At 47.5% G+C, this 19,856-nt stretch carries 22 protein-coding genes; 8 read left to right on the top strand and 14 right to left on the bottom strand.

The window, feature by feature from the left end:
* Window positions 1–5: 5 nt before the first annotated feature.
* The gene (locus tag EZJ49_RS10665) at window positions 6–302 is read right to left on the bottom strand and encodes a hypothetical protein (protein WP_262552095.1); all 297 of its coding nucleotides are present in this window, start codon (window positions 300–302) and stop codon (window positions 6–8) included.
* A 412-nt stretch (window positions 303–714) separates the two neighbouring features.
* Here EZJ49_RS10665 and EZJ49_RS10660 point away from each other — a divergent pair, with 412 nt between their 5' ends.
* A complete protein-coding gene (locus EZJ49_RS10660) occupies window positions 715–1,263 on the top strand; it encodes a hypothetical protein (protein ID WP_262552094.1) in 549 nt (182 codons plus the stop codon).
* Here the strand turns inward: EZJ49_RS10660 and fabF are convergent.
* The 7 genes from fabF to EZJ49_RS10625 all read right to left on the bottom strand — a co-directional run bounded on the left by fabF (window position 1,188) and on the right by EZJ49_RS10625 (window position 6,374).
* Window positions 1,188–2,369: a beta-ketoacyl-ACP synthase II gene (gene fabF / locus EZJ49_RS10655; RefSeq protein WP_262552093.1), complete on the bottom strand. Its 1,182-nt coding sequence runs from the start codon at window positions 2,367–2,369 to the stop codon at window positions 1,188–1,190. The genes EZJ49_RS10660 and fabF overlap by 76 nt on opposite strands.
* A 6-nt stretch (window positions 2,370–2,375) precedes the next feature.
* Entirely contained in the window at window positions 2,376–2,612 is a 237-nt protein-coding gene (gene acpP, locus EZJ49_RS10650) for an acyl carrier protein (RefSeq protein WP_011164461.1), read from the bottom strand.
* 117 nt (window positions 2,613–2,729) lie between these two features.
* Window positions 2,730–3,479, bottom strand: coding sequence for a 3-oxoacyl-[acyl-carrier-protein] reductase (gene fabG, locus EZJ49_RS10645; RefSeq protein ID WP_262552092.1), 750 nt, complete (start codon window positions 3,477–3,479; stop codon window positions 2,730–2,732).
* 78 nt (window positions 3,480–3,557) lie between these two features.
* The gene (gene fabD, locus EZJ49_RS10640; protein WP_262552091.1) at window positions 3,558–4,532 is read right to left on the bottom strand and encodes an ACP S-malonyltransferase; all 975 of its coding nucleotides are present in this window, start codon (window positions 4,530–4,532) and stop codon (window positions 3,558–3,560) included.
* A gap of 3 nt (window positions 4,533–4,535) precedes the next feature.
* On the bottom strand, window positions 4,536–5,522 hold the full coding sequence (locus tag EZJ49_RS10635; RefSeq protein ID WP_262552090.1) for a beta-ketoacyl-ACP synthase III: 987 nt from the start codon (window positions 5,520–5,522) through the stop codon (window positions 4,536–4,538).
* A 38-nt stretch (window positions 5,523–5,560) separates the two neighbouring features.
* Window positions 5,561–5,746: a 50S ribosomal protein L32 gene (rpmF, locus tag EZJ49_RS10630; RefSeq protein ID WP_262552089.1), complete on the bottom strand. Its 186-nt coding sequence runs from the start codon at window positions 5,744–5,746 to the stop codon at window positions 5,561–5,563.
* A gap of 73 nt (window positions 5,747–5,819) precedes the next feature.
* Window positions 5,820–6,374, bottom strand: a complete 555-nt coding sequence (locus EZJ49_RS10625) for a YceD family protein (protein ID WP_262552088.1) — start codon at window positions 6,372–6,374, stop codon at window positions 5,820–5,822.
* 154 nt (window positions 6,375–6,528) lie between these two features.
* On the opposite strand from EZJ49_RS10625, the gene EZJ49_RS10620 reads away from it, so the two are divergent.
* Window positions 6,529–7,395: an alpha/beta fold hydrolase gene (locus tag EZJ49_RS10620; RefSeq protein WP_262552087.1), complete on the top strand. Its 867-nt coding sequence runs from the start codon at window positions 6,529–6,531 to the stop codon at window positions 7,393–7,395.
* Window positions 7,396–7,437: 42 nt separating this feature from the next.
* Here the strand turns inward: EZJ49_RS10620 and EZJ49_RS10615 are convergent, their stop codons facing one another.
* Complete coding sequence (locus tag EZJ49_RS10615) at window positions 7,438–7,698, bottom strand: metal-sensing transcriptional repressor (RefSeq protein ID WP_262552086.1); 261 nt, start codon at window positions 7,696–7,698, stop codon at window positions 7,438–7,440.
* A 29-nt stretch (window positions 7,699–7,727) separates the two neighbouring features.
* On the opposite strand from EZJ49_RS10615, the gene EZJ49_RS10610 reads away from it, so the two are divergent.
* Together EZJ49_RS10610 and EZJ49_RS10605 are read left to right on the top strand one after the other, a co-directional pair.
* On the top strand, window positions 7,728–9,065 hold the full coding sequence (locus EZJ49_RS10610; protein WP_262552085.1) for an ABC transporter substrate-binding protein: 1,338 nt from the start codon (window positions 7,728–7,730) through the stop codon (window positions 9,063–9,065).
* 263 nt (window positions 9,066–9,328) lie between these two features.
* A complete protein-coding gene (locus tag EZJ49_RS10605; protein ID WP_262552084.1) occupies window positions 9,329–11,641 on the top strand; it encodes a hypothetical protein in 2,313 nt (770 codons plus the stop codon).
* A gap of 33 nt (window positions 11,642–11,674) precedes the next feature.
* On the opposite strand, the gene EZJ49_RS10600 is transcribed toward EZJ49_RS10605, so the two are convergent.
* From EZJ49_RS10600 to EZJ49_RS10585, 4 genes are read right to left on the bottom strand one after another with little or no spacing between them, the layout of a single operon-like run.
* Entirely contained in the window at window positions 11,675–12,604 is a 930-nt protein-coding gene (locus EZJ49_RS10600) for an ABC transporter substrate-binding protein (protein WP_262552082.1), read from the bottom strand.
* Window positions 12,605–12,613: 9 nt separating this feature from the next.
* A complete protein-coding gene (locus EZJ49_RS10595) occupies window positions 12,614–13,369 on the bottom strand; it encodes an ABC transporter permease (protein ID WP_262552081.1) in 756 nt (251 codons plus the stop codon).
* Complete coding sequence (locus EZJ49_RS10590; RefSeq protein WP_262552080.1) at window positions 13,366–14,115, bottom strand: ABC transporter ATP-binding protein; 750 nt, start codon at window positions 14,113–14,115, stop codon at window positions 13,366–13,368. Before EZJ49_RS10590 ends, EZJ49_RS10595 begins: the two co-directional genes overlap by 4 nt.
* Before the next feature lie 2 nt (window positions 14,116–14,117).
* Window positions 14,118–14,741 carry a 2OG-Fe(II) oxygenase family protein gene (locus tag EZJ49_RS10585; RefSeq protein ID WP_262552079.1) on the bottom strand — a complete coding sequence of 208 codons (624 nt, stop codon included), beginning with the start codon at window positions 14,739–14,741 and terminating at the stop codon, window positions 14,118–14,120.
* 184 nt (window positions 14,742–14,925) lie between these two features.
* On the opposite strand from EZJ49_RS10585, the gene EZJ49_RS10580 reads away from it, so the two are divergent.
* Window positions 14,926–15,261: a hypothetical protein gene (locus tag EZJ49_RS10580; RefSeq protein ID WP_262552078.1), complete on the top strand. Its 336-nt coding sequence runs from the start codon at window positions 14,926–14,928 to the stop codon at window positions 15,259–15,261.
* On the opposite strand, the gene EZJ49_RS10575 is transcribed toward EZJ49_RS10580, so the two are convergent.
* Window positions 15,262–15,795 (bottom strand): tyrosine-type recombinase/integrase, encoded by a 534-nt coding sequence (locus tag EZJ49_RS10575; protein ID WP_262552077.1) that lies wholly within the window; start codon window positions 15,793–15,795, stop codon window positions 15,262–15,264.
* Between the two features lie 381 nt (window positions 15,796–16,176).
* On the opposite strand from EZJ49_RS10575, the gene EZJ49_RS10570 reads away from it, so the two are divergent.
* The 3 genes from EZJ49_RS10570 to EZJ49_RS10560 all read left to right on the top strand — a co-directional run bounded on the left by EZJ49_RS10570 (window position 16,177) and on the right by EZJ49_RS10560 (window position 19,783).
* Window positions 16,177–16,767 carry a hypothetical protein gene (locus EZJ49_RS10570; RefSeq protein WP_262552075.1) on the top strand — a complete coding sequence of 197 codons (591 nt, stop codon included), beginning with the start codon at window positions 16,177–16,179 and terminating at the stop codon, window positions 16,765–16,767.
* Window positions 16,764–18,539 carry an arginine--tRNA ligase gene (argS, locus tag EZJ49_RS10565; RefSeq protein WP_262552074.1) on the top strand — a complete coding sequence of 592 codons (1,776 nt, stop codon included), beginning with the start codon at window positions 16,764–16,766 and terminating at the stop codon, window positions 18,537–18,539. Before EZJ49_RS10570 ends, argS begins: the two co-directional genes overlap by 4 nt.
* A gap of 113 nt (window positions 18,540–18,652) precedes the next feature.
* Complete coding sequence (locus EZJ49_RS10560; protein WP_410468736.1) at window positions 18,653–19,783, top strand: Glu/Leu/Phe/Val family dehydrogenase; 1,131 nt, start codon at window positions 18,653–18,655, stop codon at window positions 19,781–19,783.
* The last annotated feature ends 73 nt before the right edge of the window (window positions 19,784–19,856 follow it).

Below are 19,856 nucleotides of genomic sequence, written 5' to 3'. Positions count from 1 at the left end.
TTAAATCATGAAACAGGTGAGGAAGAGTTTCCCAGGGATCTCTTCCTTTTTTCTTTTTGGATCTGTTCGTTTAAAAGTTCCGACAGCAAGGTGTGACGGGCCTTGATCTGATAGTCGATTTTGACCAGTGCACTTGCCAGGTTGTTAAACAGCCGTTCAATTTCTGAATCTGTTTCCAGTCGGCCTTCCTCTTCTTTAATTTCCTCAATCAGGCGATCAATTATAAAGAGAGCCCCATTTAAAGAAACCCCCACTTCATGAAGGAAAGCTCTTTCGCGATCCAGTTCGGCAGGTTCAGCCATAAAAACCTCCTTATATAAGTATTGAAATGCGAGAGGCCTTCGGCAACTTGTAGGTTTGCAGGGACAAAGTGTCCCTGAATAAATTTCATCGCGCCATGTCGTAACGACAAGTTGAAAGTTTAATGAAACATGCTGACACCACCATAAAAAGGCCTTTCAGTGCTCAAATCGAATTAAATGCATGTTGATAGACAGTTTTTTTAGATATCCGTCAAGAATTGCTATTGCCGCCCAACCAAAGTCGTGGCACCTTACTTGCTTTATAGGCTACGTGGCTCCAATTTGGGACCATTTAGGCTCTTTTTCGGCACCAGGGATGTTCCGGGGGCCGAATTAGTTTGAAGAAGATTTTTAAGTCGCAAGACGGAAATAAATTAAGAAACATAATTAACCATTATTGAAAGGGAAAACAGTGAAAACACAAATTTTGATGTCACTGATTTTGGCAGCTTCCATGACTTCTGTTGCTCAAGCAGAAGAGCAAAGCTCAAACACAAGCACAGTAAAAGTGTCTGATGTTCAGGCTAAAGATGAACAAGTAAAAGACTTGGATCAAGAGATCACCAACGCGAAAATGCGCGCTGAATCCGGTTCCAAATCAAAATGGTCCATGAGTGCTGACCTGACTTTCAACGGTGGTAACCTTGAAGAGCCATTCGGTGCAGTTCGCCCGAACTATTCTGGTGAAGCGGCTCTTGACGGAAGATCAAACATCTCTGGTGAAATCGGTGTTTCTTACCGTGTAAATCCAAACAACCGCGTTAGCTTGTCCACTGGTGTGTCTGTATTGACTCCATTCCAAAGCCGTGGCGAAGACATGTTGAAAATGGCTAAAGACGGTGGTGCTTCTGATATCTCCACTCCGATCGCCGCGGCTATTACAGCTTACAACGATCGCAAATCCAAAGACGTTCGCCAGCTGAACCTGACTTCCAAGTTGATCGTTGGCGGCACCATTTGATCACGAATTGCCATCACACAGAAGGCAGATTCGATGGCACCGGCTGCACCCAAAGCATGACCCATCATGGACTTGGTGCTGGAAACCCAGACCTTTTTCGCATGATCTCCCAGCAAGCGTTTGATCGCCGCTGTTTCAAGGCCATCACCCACTGGCGTGCTTGTGCCGTGAGCGTTGATGTAATCAATTTCTTCAGCTTTTAAGCCAGAGTCTTTGAGTGCCATGGACATCGCTGCATAGCCACCAGCACCTTCCGGAGCCGGAGCCGTCATGTGGTAAGCGTCTGAAGAAACACCGTAACCCGTCACCTCACACAAGATGTTCGCACCACGTTTAAGTGCGTGCTCCAGGGATTCCAGGCAAAGCACCGCAGCACCTTCAGCCAAGACAAATCCGTCACGGTCTTTATCCCAGGGACGGCTGGCTTTTTCAGGAGCATCATTGCGTGTGGAAAGGGCTCTCATGGAAGCAAAGCCTCCGATAGCCAGACCACAGATTGTGCTTTCCGCACCACCAGCCAGCATCACGTCCGTCACGCCGTCGCGAATATAGCGAACAGCATCTCCGACAGAGTGAACGCCTGAAGCGCAGGCAGAAGTCACAGAGTAGTTCGGACCTTTCAGGCCCATAGCGATCGTCACCTGACCTGCGGCCAGGTTTGTGATCACAGAAGGGATGAAGAACGGACTGATACGGCCCGGACCTCTTTCCTTCATTTTGATGGCGGTTTCTTCGATGTTCGCAAGACCACCGATGCCGACACCAATGATGACTCCCGCTTGATTCTTCACTTCCTCGGTCAGTTCCAGCTTGGCCATTTCTACGGCCATTTTGGAAGCTGCGATCGAGTACTGAATGAACTCGTCCATTTTCTTTTGCTCTTTTTTCTCGATGTATTGGTCTGCATTGAAACCTTTTACTTCGCCGGCAAAAGTCACATCAAAGCCTGTCGTATCGAATTTGGTGATCTTAGCGATACCAGATTGCCCACGTGTCGCGGCTGCCCAGCTCTCCTCCAGGGTGTTACCAAGGGGAGTGACTGCGCCCACTCCGGTGACGACAACTCTTCTTTGTGGTTTGGATGGACGTTCAAATCGGGAGTTCATAATAAATTAAGCTTTTCCTTTTTTCTCAAGGTAAGAAGCTACGTCTTGAACTGTCTTCAGCTTTTCAGCGTCTTCGTCAGGGATTTCAAGATCGAATTCTTCTTCCATTGCCATCACAAGTTCAACGATATCCAAGCTGTCAGCGCCAAGATCGTCGATGAAAGAAGCTTCCGCTTTAACTTTATCTGGATCTACGCCAAGTTGTTCTACGATGATATCTTTAACCTTTGGATGAATAGCCATTTGTGCCTCCTAATAGTGCGTTCAATATTACTTATATTGCAAGTCTAGTCTAGTGCATTAGCTCTATCATGTCGCTTGTAGGCGAGATGATTTTATTCGCGAGTTAGCTCGCAAATATTAGTTCATATGCATGCCACCGTTCACATCCAAAGTGTGACCGGTGATGTATTTGGATTCATCACTGAGCAAGAAGCGCACAGCCTGAGCCACGTCAGTGCCTTCGCCGATTTTTGCCAGCGGAATCTTTTCCATCATTTTTGCTTTCACGTCTTCAGAAAGAACTTCCGTCATTTCTGTGCCGATGAAGCCGGGTGCCACGTTGTTCACGCGCACGTTGCGAGAAGCCAGCTCCAAGGCCACGGACTTCGCAAAAGCGATGGTTCCTGCTTTGGAAGCGGCATAGTTGGCCTGTCCGGCATTACCGGTTTCGCCGATGATGGAGGTGATGTTAACGATGGAACCTTTGCGCGCTTTCATCATAGGTTTGGTGAAAGCCTTTGTTACCAGGAACGTTCCGCGAAGGTTCGTGTTGATAACAGAGTCGAAATCTTCCGACTTCATACGCAGCAAAAGCTGATCTTTTGTGATGCCGGCATTGTTCACAACGCCATCGACATCGGTCCATTTTTCCAAAATATGTTCAACCGCCGAATTTACGGATTCTTCGTTGGCGATATCCATTTTGATGTAGAAGTGACCTTCACCCGGAAGCGTGTGAGCCACTTGTTGTGCAGATTCTTCACGAGACGAGTAAGTGAAAGCCACTTGTGCGCCTTCTTCCGCCAGAAGTTTTACAATAGCAGCGCCGATTCCACGGCTGCCGCCAGTCACAACAATTTTCTTTCCTTGAAGCGATTTTCCGCTCATGTGCAAAATCCTTTTAAGCAGTAACCTGTGTTGTTTTCAGCACACTTTGGCCGAACTCTGAGCAAATCTCAAGAAAATTTAATGACTCGTAGCTTTCAGGGAATCTTCAATAATTTTCACATCTTCCATTGAAGTTGTGGTCATGACTTTGAAGAAATCTGCATCGATCTTCTTAAGCAGTCCCTGCAAGACTTTGCCGGCGCCACACTCGATAACTTGAGCGCGTCCCATGCCCTTAAGGACTTCCATGCTTTGAGTCCAGCGCACCGGAGCAGAAACCTGACGAATCAGATTTTCACGAAGCACAGGGCCTTCCACCTCCGCTTTGGCGTGGAAGTTTTGAATGATCGGGAAGGAGGCTGTTTTAAATTCCATCGCGGTCAGAACTTCACGCATCTTGTCTTCGGCAGGCTTCATCATTTCACAGTGGAAAGGAGCCGACACAGACAGGGGAATCAACTTTGCTCTTTTTGGAGCTTCCGCAAAAATCACTTCCGGTTTGAAATTGTCTTTCAACCAGTTGATCGCGTTTTGTGAACCGGAAATAACAATTTGCCCAGGGGAGTTGAAGTTCGCCGCAGACAACGGACCTGCGCCCGAATTTTTCACAACATAGTTGCAAAGAGTTTCAACCTGTTCAGGCTCAAGACCCAGAACCGCGACCATGCCGCCTTTGCCGACGGGAACTGCGGATTGCATTGCCTGACCACGGGTCTTTACTGCACGCATGGATTCGTCAAAACGAGTCACGCCCGCAGCCACCAAAGCCGCGTATTCACCGATAGAGTGTCCTGCGGCCGCCACAGCTTTGATGCCGAATTCTTTGGTCAGAACTCTTTGGGTGGCCGTGGAAACCAAAAGCAAAGCTGGTTGAGTATTTTCAGTCAGTGCCAGATCCACTTCGGAGCCCTCAAAGCACAGCTTTTTCATATCCAGCTTCAACGCTTCAGAGCCTTCTTCGAAGGTTTCCTGAGCGATCTTGAAGTTTTCAAACAAAAAACGGCCCATGCCAGGTTGCTGGCTGCCTTGTCCTGGGAATACAAATGTAAACATGTCTTAGTACCTCAAAAGAATACTGCCGGAAGTAAGACCTGCACCGAAAGCGGTCAGCAGAATCGTCTGGCCTCTTTTGACTTTGTCGTTTTTAACGGCCCAGTCAAATGCAAGCGGGATGGATGCGGCAGATGTGTTTCCAGTTTCCTGAAGATAAACAATCACGCGTTCCATTGGGAATTTGAATTGATCAGCCACAGCTTCAATAATGCGCTTGTTGGCTTGGTGAGGGATGATCCAGTCCACCTGGTCCGGAGTCACCTTGTTGTGCTCCAGAGCTTCCTGGCAGCACTGGGCCATTGTACGAACCGCGCTTTTAAAGATTTCGCGGCCCTTCATGGTCATAAAGTTAAGACCCTTGTCGATGGCTTCATGAGATTGCGGGATTTTGCTTCCGCCCGCAGGAAGGATCAAAAGATCCGCCAGGTTGCCGTCCGCATGCAGGTGCGTGCTTTCGATCACGTTCTTATCACCTTCCGCGGCACGAGAAACCACCCACGCTCCTGCGCCGTCTCCGAAAAGAATGCAGGTTTCGCGGTCTTTGTAGTTCATGTAACGGGAAAGGACTTCCGCACCGATAACCAGAATGTTTTTGTACATGCCTGTGCGGATGAATTGATCGGCAATGCTGACGCCGTAAAGGAACCCGGAACAAGCTGCGTTTAAATCCACAGCCATGATGTTTTTAGCACCGAGTTTGGCCTGAACAAAGCACGCGGTCGAAGGCATCTGATGGTCACCAGTGACGGTGCCCACCAAAATCATATCAATGTCTTCGACTTTAAGATTTGCATCTTCAAGAGCGCGCTTGGCGGCAATGACACAAAGATCAGAAGTGGCCTGATCTTCAGAGGCGATATGGCGGCGTTCGATCCCGGTTCTTTCAACGATCCACTGATCGTTGGTTTCTACCATCTTTTCCAGATCCTTATTTGAAAGAATCTTTTCTGGTAGATAGGAGCCTATCCCTGAAACTCGAGATCGATACATTCCTGCCATGGAGTCAACCTATTCTGTTATCGCGCGAATTACTTCGCTGCGCTGATTTGTTTGCCTTTGTAGTACAAAGCGCCATCAGCACCTTTGGATGCGCGGTGAGGACGAACCAGCTCACCAGTCTTTTTTTCTACAGCTACTGCTGGAGAAGTAAGACCATCATGAGAGCGGCGCATGTCACGCTTAGAGCGGGATGTTTTTTTCTTAGGAGTTGGCATTTCAAACCTCGTTATTGAATCAGTTCTGATTGAAGCACGTTAATTTAACCAAAGAATGATAAAAATCAACAATTTAATTAAGTTTTAAGTTCTTAAGGGCGGCAAAGGGGCTCTGCGGCTTTTCAACGGGCATTTCCTCGTTGTAGCTAAAGAGCTGACCTTCCTCAGGAATTCTGCAATCTGAGGGCTTTCCATCGACCGTTTCCGGACATGCTGGATTAAAAGGCGCAGCAAGAGCAACCACTTCATGCAGGAACTCGCCCATATCAAATACCATATTTTCGTACTCAGACACCTCAGGGCCGCCTTCAGGCAGGTCGCTGACGTGATTGACCTTGGAATACTTGCCATTGCGAGGCTGACCTTGTTTAGGGATCAGGATCTCGTGGAATTTTTCATTCACTGGATAATCAATATCAATACCGCAGCGAGAGCAGACTTCCGGGGATTTTGTCACAATACGACCTGTCAGCTCGTAATCCTTGGAGTTCAGCGGTTTAATAAAAAACTCAGCTTCATAAGGATTCTTGCCCACGATATCCGCCAGAACCGCATTGGCTTCGCCTGTTTTGGTTGTCCAGACGTAGGATCGGCCCTCTTCAGGCACCTCAGTTAATTTGATTTTCATAGAAACTCCTCGGTTCTGCCACGGGAAAGCAAGGGCAGGGAACAGGAGGTTTTAGTTAATTTGGGGCGCTTGGTCAAGGACTGTTTTGGTCCAGAGGGCCTTGTTGCAACAGGAAGAGGGAGTAATCTCAGGCTGGAAGCCGAAAGGGGGTCTTATGGCAACCTTAAGAGTCAACAGTCATGAGTATTACTATGAAGATCATGGCTCTAAAGACGCCCCCTGCATCGTGCTGAGTCCTCTGTTATATACAGACACCACGGTTTTTGAACCCCTGACCCGCATTCTGGAGGATGACTACCGAGTCATTTGCTATGATCACCGGGGCTTGGGTCGCAGCGCTGGTCCTTCCATGAACAATCTGGAAAACAACGCCAAAGATGTCGCGGCCTTTATAGAACAGCTCAATATTGGACCCTGTCACTTTGTAGGGAACTGTCTGGGAGCTTTTGTAGGTCTGCAACTTGCCATCCATCGTTCTGATCTTTTGAAAAGCTGCACCTTGATGGGAGCCACTGCCGATGCCGACAGTGAGGAAACCATCCAGCAGATGGACGGCTTTGTCGCGAAAGCGAAGAAAGAAGGCATGAAAGCCAATGTTAAGGATTTTTCTGAAATGTGGTTTGGCTCAACATTCAAAGCCACCAAAGATCCGGTGCAAGTCAGTCGTCGGGAAAAATGGATCAGTCACGTCAGTCACATGAAGCCCGAAGAAATTGATGCCGCCACACAGATCTTCCATAGAAAAGATCTGTCCACGGATTTGTCGAAGGTTCGTTGTGCCACCCTGATTCTGGCTGGGGATGAAGATGCCCCTTCCAATTTGGAAGCCTATCGTCGTCTGGCCGATGGAATCACCGGGGCTGAATACAAAACCATTCACCATGCGGGATATGCGCTGGTGATTGAACAGCCTGAAGAGGTTGCGGAAGTCATTCGCAGCTTCGTCGGTAAAGTGGAACGTCAGTGGACTCGTCAGAGCAGGCAAGCTCCGCGCGATTTGGGCGCAGCAAGAGCCATGTAAGTTGAAGTCAATGTCAGCCTCTCTTCACGGAGGGGCTGGCATCTAAATGTACTTGGTGATTTCCTTGATTTCGTCCAGATCCAGATCTTTATGGTTTCCATCCAGACAGTGTTCGATATGGTCGTGAATATAGACACTTTTGGCGGCGGAAATCGCCTTGACCACGGCATGAAGCTGGCGGGCCACATCGACACATTCACGTTCATCCGCAATCATTTTAATGACAGTTTCAAGGTGGCCTCGGGCTCTTTTTAAGCGCTTCGAGACATCTTCATGACTTGCATGTTGCTTTTTGTGTGACATATTCCTAGTATCCCCTCCCGGGGGATAGGATGTCAATGAAGCTGCAAAAAACATTTGGAATTGAGACACAGTTGCTACTTGGAAGGTTTTTGACCCGGTCGGGTGATCAGGCATGGGACTTTGTGGTGCCCTTTGCCTTGCTGCATGTCTTTCCGGGGAAGCTACAGATTGCGGCATTCTATTATCTGATTATTAAACTGGGAACATTTTTTCTAACGCCATCGGCGGGGCAATGGATTGACTCCACTCAACGTCGCCGCGTGGTTCGATTTGGTATTTGTGTGCAGTTCTTTGCCGTATTTGGGGGGATGATTTGCTTTTATACCCTGGATCGTTTCGTGCACGCTGGGAATGGCAGCCCTTCTGTCGGTGCCGTAATATCTTTATTTTCCTTGTTGGCTGTTTTTGGGGTGATGGCTTCACTGGGGTCTTTGATTACGGATATTTCGGTGGGAAATGATCTGGTTCCGACTTTGGTTTCTTCGCACAGGCTGACACAGTTCAATAGCTGGCTGCGCCGGATTGATCTGGGAACTGAGGTTGGAGCCCCGATTGCAGCGGGCGCTCTTTTTGCTTTTTCATCTTCGCATATTCATTTGGCGGGATTGCTGCTGATTGCTGTCTGGAATCTCATTTCGTTTGTTCCCGAATATGTGTTGCTGCAAAACGTGATAAAGAAATCCGGTTTGCAAATCAAAAAAAACGGCACGGCAAAAAAATGGAAAGAGTTGCTTGGCCTGAATGTACAAGAGTCCGTATCCAACCCCCTTTTTTGGCTTATTTTCAGTTATGCCTTGCTGTGGCTTTCTGTTTTAAGTCCTCACGGCGTTTTGCTGGCAGGATATCTTAAGGATCGTGTGTCTTTGCCGGAAGCCGAAATAGGTGTTTTCCGTGGTTTGGGAGCGGTCTTTGGACTTATTTCGACGGTGACATTCCCTTATCTGGTGGCGCGCCGGGGACTGATTGCAAGCTCGAAGCTGCACCTGGGGTTTCAAGGAATGACTTTAACCGTGGGAATTTGCGCATTTGCCTGGGGCTCATCGCTATTGTCGGTATATGTTTTTTTGGGGTGTATCCTGCTTTCGCGCGTGGGGCTTTATGGATTTTCCAACGGAGAGTTTGAACTGCGCCAGCGACTGATTCCCGAAGGTCAGCGAGGGGAGTTGAATTCTTTAAGTTCATTGACGACCACTTTTGCGACGTTGATTTTATTTGGAATGGGCAGCCTGCTACCCAATACAGCAGATTTTAAATATTTGGTTTATATTTCTTTGGGAGCTGTTTTGCTGGCCAATATTGTCTTTTTGAGATGGGTCAGACAATATAACCACGCTCTGTCGGTAAGCGCATTGCCAGAGAAATCCTGATTCGCGCGAAACATGCCAAGGATTGAAACAATCACGAAATATAAGAGAACTGTAATCTTAAGGATATAAAAAGAGTCTCGTGATAATCCGAAAAGACAGTCATGAAGATCTTGTTCGTTTTCTTACTTCAGGCTCTCTTTTTTACTGTCTCATGTGGAAACATCTCGGCCTCGCTGGAAGGTGCTTTAGATAATCCCGGGTCTTTACCCTCGGAAGGGGTTCCTCGCGATCTGTTTGCCGCGCGGGGGTTTCTTACTGCGAAGATGGGGGAAGCAACAGACAGCCGCTATCAGAGTGTTCAAATCGCTGCGGACGGATCTATTTTTGCCGCTGGTGAATGTGTGGATGCCAGCAATGCATACAGTTTCTGCGTGTCCAAATTCAGACCCAATGGAATCCCGGATAGTACATTCGGAAAGAACGGACAGGCCAGTGTCGGCTATTACAGTGCGTTCTTTTCTCAAATAGCCTTGCAGGACGATGGCAGGGTGCTATTGGCAGGATCGGCCTTTACCCGTTCTTACACCCGGGATGGTCTGGTCGTTCGCCTGAATACCGACGGCAGTGTGGATGAATCTTTTGCCGATAAAGGATTTTATATTTTCGACAATGGCGGTACCGAAGAATTTTTCGATATGAAGATTCTTGGCGATAAAACCATCTGCGCCGCAGGTCTGGCGGATTTAGGAGCGGTGGTGGCTTGTGTAAACCCGGATGGCAGTCCTCAAACAAACTTTGCCAATGCGGGGAAGCTGGAGCTGGGTGACGGAAATGAGATTACTTCTTTCGCCGTGGATGATTCGGACAATCTTTATCTGTTCCGATATAAAATTCAGGCGGATACTTCATTGAAAATTCATAAGGTGAATTCTGCGGGGGCTCCTGACACTGGTTTTGATGGCGATGGAGTTCTGGAGATTTCCGAGGCTGGTGTGGACCTTTTTGCCGGCATTCTGCAGCTGCAGAATGATGGAAAAATCATTCTTGCTGGATATGAAGATAGCGAGATCATTCTTATACGACTGAATGCTGATGGCAGCGTCGATCCATCTTTTTCCGGTGATGGAAAAACCAAATTGAATCTGGGGGCGCCAGCCCGCCCTGAGGACATGGTGCTGGATAGCGATGGCAGAATCTATATCGCCACGAATATTCCCGATGGAGATTCTTTCGGCGAGATGTCAGTGGTACGGATGCTGACGGATGGCAACCTGGATCTGTCGTTCAATGGAACGGGTGTAAAGTCCTACGATATTGCAGGACCTGCGGGGACACAGGCTTTTGGAATTGTCCTGAGAGACGGTGGAAAAATTCTGATCGCTGGCGGCGTCTATGCTGATTTGAATAAGTCTTTTCTGTGGCAGCTTAACAGCGATGGATCGGTGGATAGCGGTGTCTTTAGCTCCGGAAGCTATATTGAAATTCTGGGTAACAACAGTGATGAGGCCTTGGCGGTGCAAAAAACCTCTGACGGGTCTTTAGTGGTGCTGGGTGATCTGATTGATGCCGAAGGAAACGTGAAGACCTACGTAAGCAAGATATCTGCAACCGGCAGTTACGACAGCTCGTTTGGAACTGAGGGAACCGCGATCATTCCGGTACATAAGTTTCCCGCAGCATTTAAAGTCCTTTCAGATGACCGGATCGCCATTCTGCTTGAAGATGAGATTTATATGCTGACTCCTAAAGGGGCGCTGGACACTTCGTTTGCCGGAGATGGTTCGCTGACCGTGGATTTGGGATTAGGGGACCATATTCTGCGTGCCCTGACTGAATTGCCGGATAAGAAAATTTTAGCTGTCGGCTCAGGATATGATGTGGATGACCGAGTGATTGCCGTGCGAATCCTTCCTGATGGGACCTTTGATGCCACTTTTGATTCTGACGGAAAATGGATGTATGACTTTGGGGTGGGTAATGATGTCGCTTATGCGGTTGAAATAACCTCTTCAGGAGACTACTTAATTGCCGGCGAACTCAGTCAGGGAGGGGCGAGAGATCTCTTTGTCGCCTGCTTAAAAGCGGATGGCAGCTTCAATACAAGCTTTGCCTCTGCAGGATTTTTCACTTCAGATCCCACAGGCTCTGAGGAGCTTTTTAGGGGTTTAAGGGTTGATTCTCAAGGCAGGCCTTTGGTGCTGGGAAGAAGACTGAGTTATCCTAATGACACGATCATCCTGCGCCTGACACCAGCAGGGACTTTGGATTCCAGCTTTGATGGAGATGGTCTTAAGACTTTATTGGCAACAGCTGGAGCTGTGCAGGCAGAGAATCTGCTTCTTCAGGATGATGGCAAGATTCTTATTGGTGGCAAGGCCTTGAATGTGGCCACTGATGAAATGGAACCTGCGCTGGTAAGGCTGAACACTGACGGCAGTATCGACACCACTTATGGTGTTTCAGGAACAGCCGTTTTACCCATTGTTAAAAATGAACTCTATACCGATTCGGCAATCTATTCATTGACTCAGGGAAGTAATGGCGAGGTGTATGTTGCCGGACACCTTGATTGGCATATGGGGGCGGATTCGTTCATTGCCCGTATTGGAAAGGACGGTTTCTTCGGGCCTTTGTAAAATGGCCCGAAGGTGACAGCAGGATCTTTGTGGTTACTTTATGTAAAGGTCTGCGGCTTTCGGAGTTGTCTTGATCAGCTTTAATTTTTTTAGCTGCCCGACCAACGTGTTCCAGCGCTCATCACTCATGCTTCCCAAACTCACGCCTGCGGGCTCGATCAAGGGCTTTTGAATTTCAGCGGCTTTGTTGAAAGTGTCCAGATCAAAGGACTTATTCAGGTTTGCCATGTGTTCGTTGGTGGCTTTGGGATCTTTTTGATAAGCCTGCCAGCCTGCGCGTGTGGCTTCGACCACTTTTTTCACCAGTTCGGGCTTGTTTTTTAGAACCTGCTCGGTCGTGGCAAGAACAACCAAATAAGGATTAAAGCCTTCATCTGCAATCAGGAAGGATTTTACTTTGGCCCCGGCTTTTTCTGCCGTTAAAGGTTCGGTGGTGACGAAGCCCTGTTGGGAAAATGTTTTGTCGTTCACGAAGTTGGCGACGCCTCCCATGTAGGGAACCACGCGAACTTTGGGTTTGCCGAATTTTTGCACCAGATATTGGTAATAGGGAAGACCGGATTGCATGGATAAAAAGCCTTCGCTGATAAAGACATCCTTCAGAGTTTTAAAGTTTCTTTCAGCGTGAGTCATCACGATGTACGGCGAAACCTGATAGACCGCAAACAGGGCTTTGACTTTATTGAGCTTATTACGATCCTGCGAAATAATCAGTTCATCGGCGCTGACAATAGCAAAATCCACTTTCCCGTTGGCCAGCATCTGCACCGTTGGGGTGCCAGAGCCCCCTTCCAGAATTTTCACATCCAGACCCTGGCCTTTGTAAAGGCCTTGCAAAGAGGCCGCATAGAAGCCCCCGAACTCAGGTTCAGCTTTCCAGTTCAGAGCGATTTCCACGGGCGTATCGGCAGCTTGAAGTGAAAGCGGTAGCACAAGGGCCATAAGAGCAAATAGAAACTTCATCAGCATCTCCTATTCCTGAGAAAGAGTCGCCAAGGGGCGTTTTCTTAAAATCATACGATTGATTAAAGCCATGGCGCCGATAAATAGCAACCCCATAAGCGAAAGCAATAAGAGCGCCCCAAAAACAATATCCACACGCTGCTGAGTGCGGGCGGAATCAATCAGGGCTCCCAAGCCGCCGCCTGCGACGAACTCCCCAGCGATGGCTCCGATAATGGACAAACCGGCGGAGATCTTAAGGCCTGAGTAAATATAACTGTAAGCATGCGGCAGCTTGAGCTTCCACAGCACTTTTAGTGAAGGTGCCTGATAAATCCGGAACAAATCCCGTTGAGCTTCACTGGCGCTTTCCAAACCCATCAGCGTGTTGGCAATGATCGGGAAGATGGAAACAATAAAGCTGGAGGCAATCACTGTCGGTGCGCCAAAGCCGAAATAAATCACCAGCAACGGCGCAATGGCGATGATCGGCACTGTTTGAAAGAAAATCGCAAAAGGTAAAATCGCTCGTTTAAGAATTTCGGAAAGCGAAAACAAAAATGCCACCAAAGTTCCGATTCCAATACTTAAAAACAATCCGGCAAGCACGTTGAAAAGAGTCTCTTTGAAAGCCAGCAGAAAATCCGCACGCATTTCGCTGAGGCTTTGTAAAACCATGGAAGGGGAGGGCAGAAGAGTCTCACTCACCCACCCGCCACGCACGATCAATTCAAGACCTAAGGTAAGGATGATAAAACTGATAAAGGCCGGAAGAAAACGTTTCATGCGCGCAGCCTTTCGGAAAGGCCGGCGACGATTTTATTGAAAGCCTCTGTGGTGCGCAGGCTTTCTTCCCGCACTTGTGGCAAAGTCAGTTTTTGATCCAACACGATCTGGGCTCCGGCCCCTTTTAGCATGATGATTCTTTCAGATAAAAAGGCGGATTCAAACAAAGAATGAGTCACAAAGATCACCGTCATGCGCTCTTTTTGCCAAAGGGTGTGCAATTCGCGCTGCATTTCAAAGCGGGTGCTTTCATCCAAAGCGGCAAAAGGTTCATCCATTAAAAGCAGCTGTGGGGAATTGACCAAGGCCCGGGCCAAAGACACCCGCATCTTCATGCCACCGGAAAGCTGATGGGGAAAAAGATTTTGTGAGTCTTGCAAATGAACTTTTGTAAGGGCTGCGGAAATACGTTTGTGTTGCTCTTGCGGCGAAAGAACCTGCAAAGATTTGCTTAATTCAAAAGGCAGGCGGACATTTTCATAAACGGTGCGCCAGGCCAGTAAGTTGGGGTCTTGAAATACAAAACTGAAATTTGTGGCGTCCCCGGAATCTTTTTGAATAGTGCCGGAACTGGGAGTTTCCAATTCTGCCACAAGTCTTAGTAAAGTGGATTTCCCACAACCTGAGGGGCCCACGACAGACACGAAAGATCCGGGGGCAATATCGAGATTCAGGTTCTCGATGACTTTCTTTTGGGAAAAGTCTTTATGCAGTTTTTCAATCCGAATTCCCACGCCGTCTGACATGCCTACACCCAGTCGTAATTAAAGCTGATACTGATGCGTTCCTTGTCGGCCGCATTCTGCGGAACTTCGTGACGGGTCCAGGATTCAAACAGCACCACGTGGCCTTCTTGTGGCGCCAGCGAATAGTAACGTTGATTGTGAACTTTGGCGTCGTGCTTTCTTGGGGGGGAAGCCATAAAGGATTCCATGCGCGGATCTTCAAATTTCAAGGCCGAGCAGTTCTTCGGCGTCTGCACATAATAAGTCCCGCTGATGACAGAAAGCGGGTGAATGTGCATCGTGTGAATCACATCTGTGGGCATGATATTCACCCAGCAGGAAGTCATTTGCAGTTCCCGGGCATTGATGTCCATTTCCAGATGTTTGGCAAATTTGCGAACATGCTTATCAAGCATCTTTTGTAGATCCTCAAAGGTGGAGGAAAACTGATGCAGTTGGCTCATAGATCCGTAAGAAGTGTAACCGCCCTTGTAGTTTTTCCGCGACCAAAGCTGACCTTCTTCATCGATTTCTGAAATCTTCAAAGATTCGGCTTTAAGTTCTTTGTTCAATTTAGTGACGCCCTTGGCGGTCTTTCCAGCCAGGGGTGCATAGTAAACGAAGGTGGGGAAAAGGGCTTTTATCATTCTGAGACACCTATAAATATACTTTTCACCATAGGGCTAATTCTGTTTCATTACAAGAATTGATAACTACTTCTTAGACAGTTGTAAGCGACTTTGTCGGGTCTTTGCGGCCTAAAGCAATTAAAGAAGGCGCCGGGTGGCATCAGCCTTGCTTTGAATAACTGTATCGAGCCAAGGAGCAAGTATGAAGAAGCAAGCACTTATCGCAGTTATGACCCTGATCCCAGCAATCAGTTTTGCCAAGATCTCGGACTTTAACGCTTTGATCAGTGAAAACACCAAAGCGCAAAGCGAGCTTCACCATACTGTTCAAAGCAACCTTGAAGCGACACGCGATAAAGTGGCCGCCCAGGAGAAAATACGTGAGCGCATCGTTGTGGTGGAAAACTCTGGTACTTCCTATAATGCTCCAACCAGAAAAGATCTGTTGGCGTTCAAAAAGGAAAAATCCAATCACCGCGCGTCCGAAGAAAAGCAATTTGAACGCCTGGCGACTGAAATTCGTGGTATCGACGAATAATCAAAGAATCAGTTTGCGTAGCTCTTGCTGAGAATAAACGTAATCCGCATAAACCATGGTGTTGGCGATATTTCGATGTCCCAACGCCACCTGGACCAGTCTTAAATCCTTCGTCTTCTGATAAAGCTCAATCGCAAAAGTATGCCTTAAGGAATGGAATTTCTTTGGGACGGGGCGATACAATTCCCAGATTTGAAACAGTCGATTGTATGAGATCGGAAAAACCGAGGTTCCGCCTTGCTGTTCGGCGAAGCGATGAAGTCTTTCAAAGAAGGCCGAATGAACCGGAATTTCCCGGTCATTGGAATTCTTTAAACCCCGGATAAAGATGCTTTCATCATAGGGGTTCAGATCCGACCTTTGAATATTGAGAACTTCCTGAGCCCGGGCCCCGGTTCGCAAAGCCGTCCAAATCATCAAACAATTGCGTGGATCTTTATCCTGAAAATCTGTGAGAATTTTTCGCAAACGTTCTGATTCGGGTGCGAGAAGATATTTGTTCTTGTTGAGTTGATACCGAGGTGCCGAAGCCATGATTCATCATTCAAAATGAAGAGGGTCTTTGACAAGGGGTATTCATGACGCCTTGCATTCAAAGTGATGATAGGTAGAAATATTTTGTTTAGTCTAGTCTTGGTTTTTAATGACGCCATGCATCTCTTTGATCCAATCCAATATCTCATAATAAAAACATCAGTAAAATCAAATATATAGCACTATAGAATACAGCTATAAGCTTTAGTCTGTTTTGAAAAAGGGTATGTTGGGCTATGCCTTTGTGGATTCTTTTGTGGTTTCAACAACTTAGCTTGACCTTCCAAAATCACTTCTGGAATTATATCTGTATTATACAACGTCTTTTGTTGTGAAAAACAATATAAATATTGTGAATTACAACAGTCCAGAGAGGTTTAAATGGAAAAGGATCTCCAGGGTCTGGTCGAGGACTCCCTGCAAAAAGGCACTTTAAACGAGAGCTTTATAGAGGATGAAATAGGCCCCCGTTCAAAGACCTCTTTGCGCATGCATTACGAGGCTCAGGTTCAAGTCATCCAGAATCAGATCGGGGATTTGGAGAAAATCCGCGCTGATTTGGGGCTTTCTCAGCGTAAGATGGCGCAGCTTCTTTTGGTGGATCCTTCCAGTTGGACTCGTTGGGTGAAGCAGGGGGATGAGGCTCCCCCACATATTTGGCGGGCTTTGCAGTGGTATTTGACTCTGCGTGAAAAGATTCCGGGCCTGACGCCAAACTATTTCCTGGGTTCAAGTCCTCAGGTGCTGCATCAACAGGCCTTGCAGGAATTGAATTTGGAACGTCAGACGCGCAAGGAAGAGATCGAAAAGCTGTCTTTGGATCTGCAGGGAGTGTTTTTAGAGCGCGATCGCCTGCAAACGGAGCTTCAAGTCTTGAAAAAAGACCTGAAATTCCACAGAAATACCAGTATAGTTGTCCTTCTTGTTTCACTCGCCTGGGCGGGCGTCTTTTTCTTCTGGAAAGGTCTATGATTAAACACGACTCCATTCGATTGCTTGCGACAAACTTACTTAAATCTGCGATTGGTCGCGCTTATCCAAATGCTGATGTTTCCGCTCTTGAGGACGACATCTATAAGTCTTTGGTGAATCCTCCAAAATCCGAATTAGGAGACCTGGCGTTTGGCTGCTTTATTCTGGCGAAGAATCTAAAAGCGGCTCCCCCGCAAGTGGCTGCGGCGGTGGCGGCTGAGTTGACAGGAGCTTCCGGAATCCAGGAATCCAAAGGGGCATTAACAGCCGTTGCGGCGGGTCCTTATGTTAATTTGCGCTTCAACGAGCAAACTCACGGAGAGCAGGTTTTAGCCACGATTCTGGACGGAACTTTCTTTAAAAAACAGTTGGTTGAAAAAGCTCCTAAAACCATGATCGAGTATTCCCAGCCAAACACCCACAAAGAGCTTCACGTGGGTCATATGCGAAATCTGTGTCTGGGCGATGCGGTTGTCAGAATGCTTCGTTACAGTGGCCGTGAAATCGTGTCTTCGACTTTCCCGGGGGACATGGGAACGCATGTGGCGAAATGTCTTTGGTACATGAAAAAGCACAATCAAGAGCCGGTTCCCGAAACCGGAAAAGGTGAATGGTTGGGCAGCATGTATTCCAAGGCCAATCTGCTTTTGGAAGATCAAAACGGAACTCCGCAAGAAGAAATCAATCGTCAGGAATTAACCGCGATCTTGCATCAGCTGGAAGGCAAATCCGGTCCTTATTATGATCTGTGGCTGGAAACCCGCGAATGGTCTATCGCCCTGATGAAAAAGGTCTATGACTGGGCCGATGTCAAATTCGACGAATGGTATTTTGAATCTGAAATGGACACGCCTTCCGTGCAATGGGTGAAAGAGCTTTATGCCGAAGGTAAACTGGAAATGTCCCAAGGGGCTATCGGTAAGGATCTGGAAGCGGAAAAGCTGGGCTTCTGTATGCTGTTGAAGTCCGACGGCACAGGACTTTACGCGACTAAAGATTTGCTTCTGGCAAAGCATAAGTTCGAAGACGTCCATATTGAAAAAAGCGTTTACATCGTGGATATGCGTCAGGCTTTGCATTTCAAACAGGTCTTCCGCGTTTTGGAAATGCTGGGCTTTGAACAGGCGAAAAATTGCTTCCATCTTCAGTATAACTATGTGGAATTGCCAGACGGAGCAATGAGTTCCCGTAAGGGCAACATTGTGCCTTTAACGGCGCTGGTTCACAACATGGAAAACCATGTGAAGACCACGTACTTGAGCCGCTATAAAGGCGAATGGACAGAGGAAGATATTGAGAAGGTTGCAGGTCAGGTGGCCAAAGGTGCGATTTTCTATGGTATGCTTCGCATGGATACTAATAAGAAGATTGTCTTTGATATGAATGAATGGCTGAAGCTGGATGGTGAGTCCGGGCCGTTTGTACAATATTCTTACGCACGTATTTCCAGTTTAAGTCGTAAGTTCACGAGAACCTCGAATCAAGTGGATTGGAGTCGTTTGACTCACGCTTCAGAACGTCAGTTGATGCAGTCTTTGGCGGGCTTCAACAGTGCCGTGGCGCAGGCTGCGGAAAACTTCAAGCCGGCGGCGATTTGTACTTATTTATATGAACTGGCAAAAAGCTTTAACGTCTTTTATCACGAGTGTCCGATTGGAACAGAAAAAGACGAAGCTATTCGTGAAGCACGTCTGGCTTTGAGTGAAGCTGTGGGGCTGGTGCTGAAGAACGGTTTGAACGTTCTGGGCATGCCGGCTCCTGAAAAAATGTAGTTTTATTGAGAATATAGGCCTCTAAATGAAAATTTGGAGGCCACACCTTATACCCCGCATTAACGCTAGTCTTTTTACTCGATTGGACCCATGATCGTTCGGCAATTCAAAAAATGAAGGAGCCTACATTGGGAACTTTTGAGATTATCTCTAAGCATGGTGATCATGAGCAGGTTGTTTTCTGTAACGACCCTCATGTTGGTTTGAAAGCGATTATCGCTATTCACAACACGGCTTTGGGGCCAGCGCTGGGTGGCACCCGTATGTGGAACTATAAGAATGAAGACGAGGCTCTTGTTGACGTTCTTCGTTTGTCCAAAGGTATGACTTATAAAGCAGCAGCTTCCGGCCTGAATCTGGGCGGTGGTAAGGCTGTTATCATCGGTGATCCTAAGACGCAAAAGTCTGAAGGTTTGTTCCGTGCTTTCGGTCAGTTCGTAAACTCCCTGAATGGTAAATACATCACTGCTGAAGACGTTGGTACGTCTGTTCAGGATATGGAGCACATCTACATGGAGACTCCTTGGGTGACTGGTATTCCGAAAGACTTCGGTGGTTCTGGCGATCCATCTCCATACACTGCACACGGTGTTTTGATGGGTATTAAAGCTTCTGCCAAAGAAAAATTCGGCACAGACGCTTTGAAAGGTCTTCGTATCGCGGTTCAAGGTCTGGGGAACGTGGGTTCCAACCTTGTAAAATACCTTGTTGAAGAAGGCGCTGTTATCACGGTGGCTGATATCGACATGAGCCGCACAAAAAATGTTGCTGATAAATTCGGCGCTAAAGCGGTTAGCTCTGACGACATTCTCTTCACAGAGTGTGATATCCTGGCTCCATGTGCTTTGGGTGCGATTGTTAATGATCAATCCATCACAAAGTTCAGAACCAAAGTCATCGCTGGTGGCGCGAACAACATCCTTGCTGAAGCTCGTCACGGTGACCAGTTGAAAGAATTGGGCATCCTTTATGCTCCAGACTACGTTATCAATGCCGGTGGTTTGATGAACGTGTTTGTTGAGCTGGAAGGTTACTCTCCAGAACGTGCGTTTGAAAAAACGAAGCGCGTTTATGACAATATTCTTAAAGTTTACGAAATTGCAAAACGTGACAATATCGGCACGCACACTGCTGCGGACCGTTTGGCTGAAGAGCGTATCAACACAATTGGTCGTCTAAAACAGCGTCACCCGGGTAAATCTTCCCGCGCGTTCACCACGCTCCGCGAAGTTCACAACAGATAGTTTCAAAAGGGGGTCGCGAGGCCCCTTTTTTATGCGCTGAGTGATTGACAAGCCATCTCGACCAAAGAACAAT

It is taken from the genome of Bdellovibrio bacteriovorus (assembly GCF_025558485.1).
Classification (GTDB): Bacteria; Bdellovibrionota; Bdellovibrionia; order Bdellovibrionales; family Bdellovibrionaceae; genus Bdellovibrio; species Bdellovibrio bacteriovorus_G.
The sequence above is the reverse complement of the archived record's forward strand: the minus strand, read 5'-3'. Positions and strand labels throughout refer to the sequence as shown.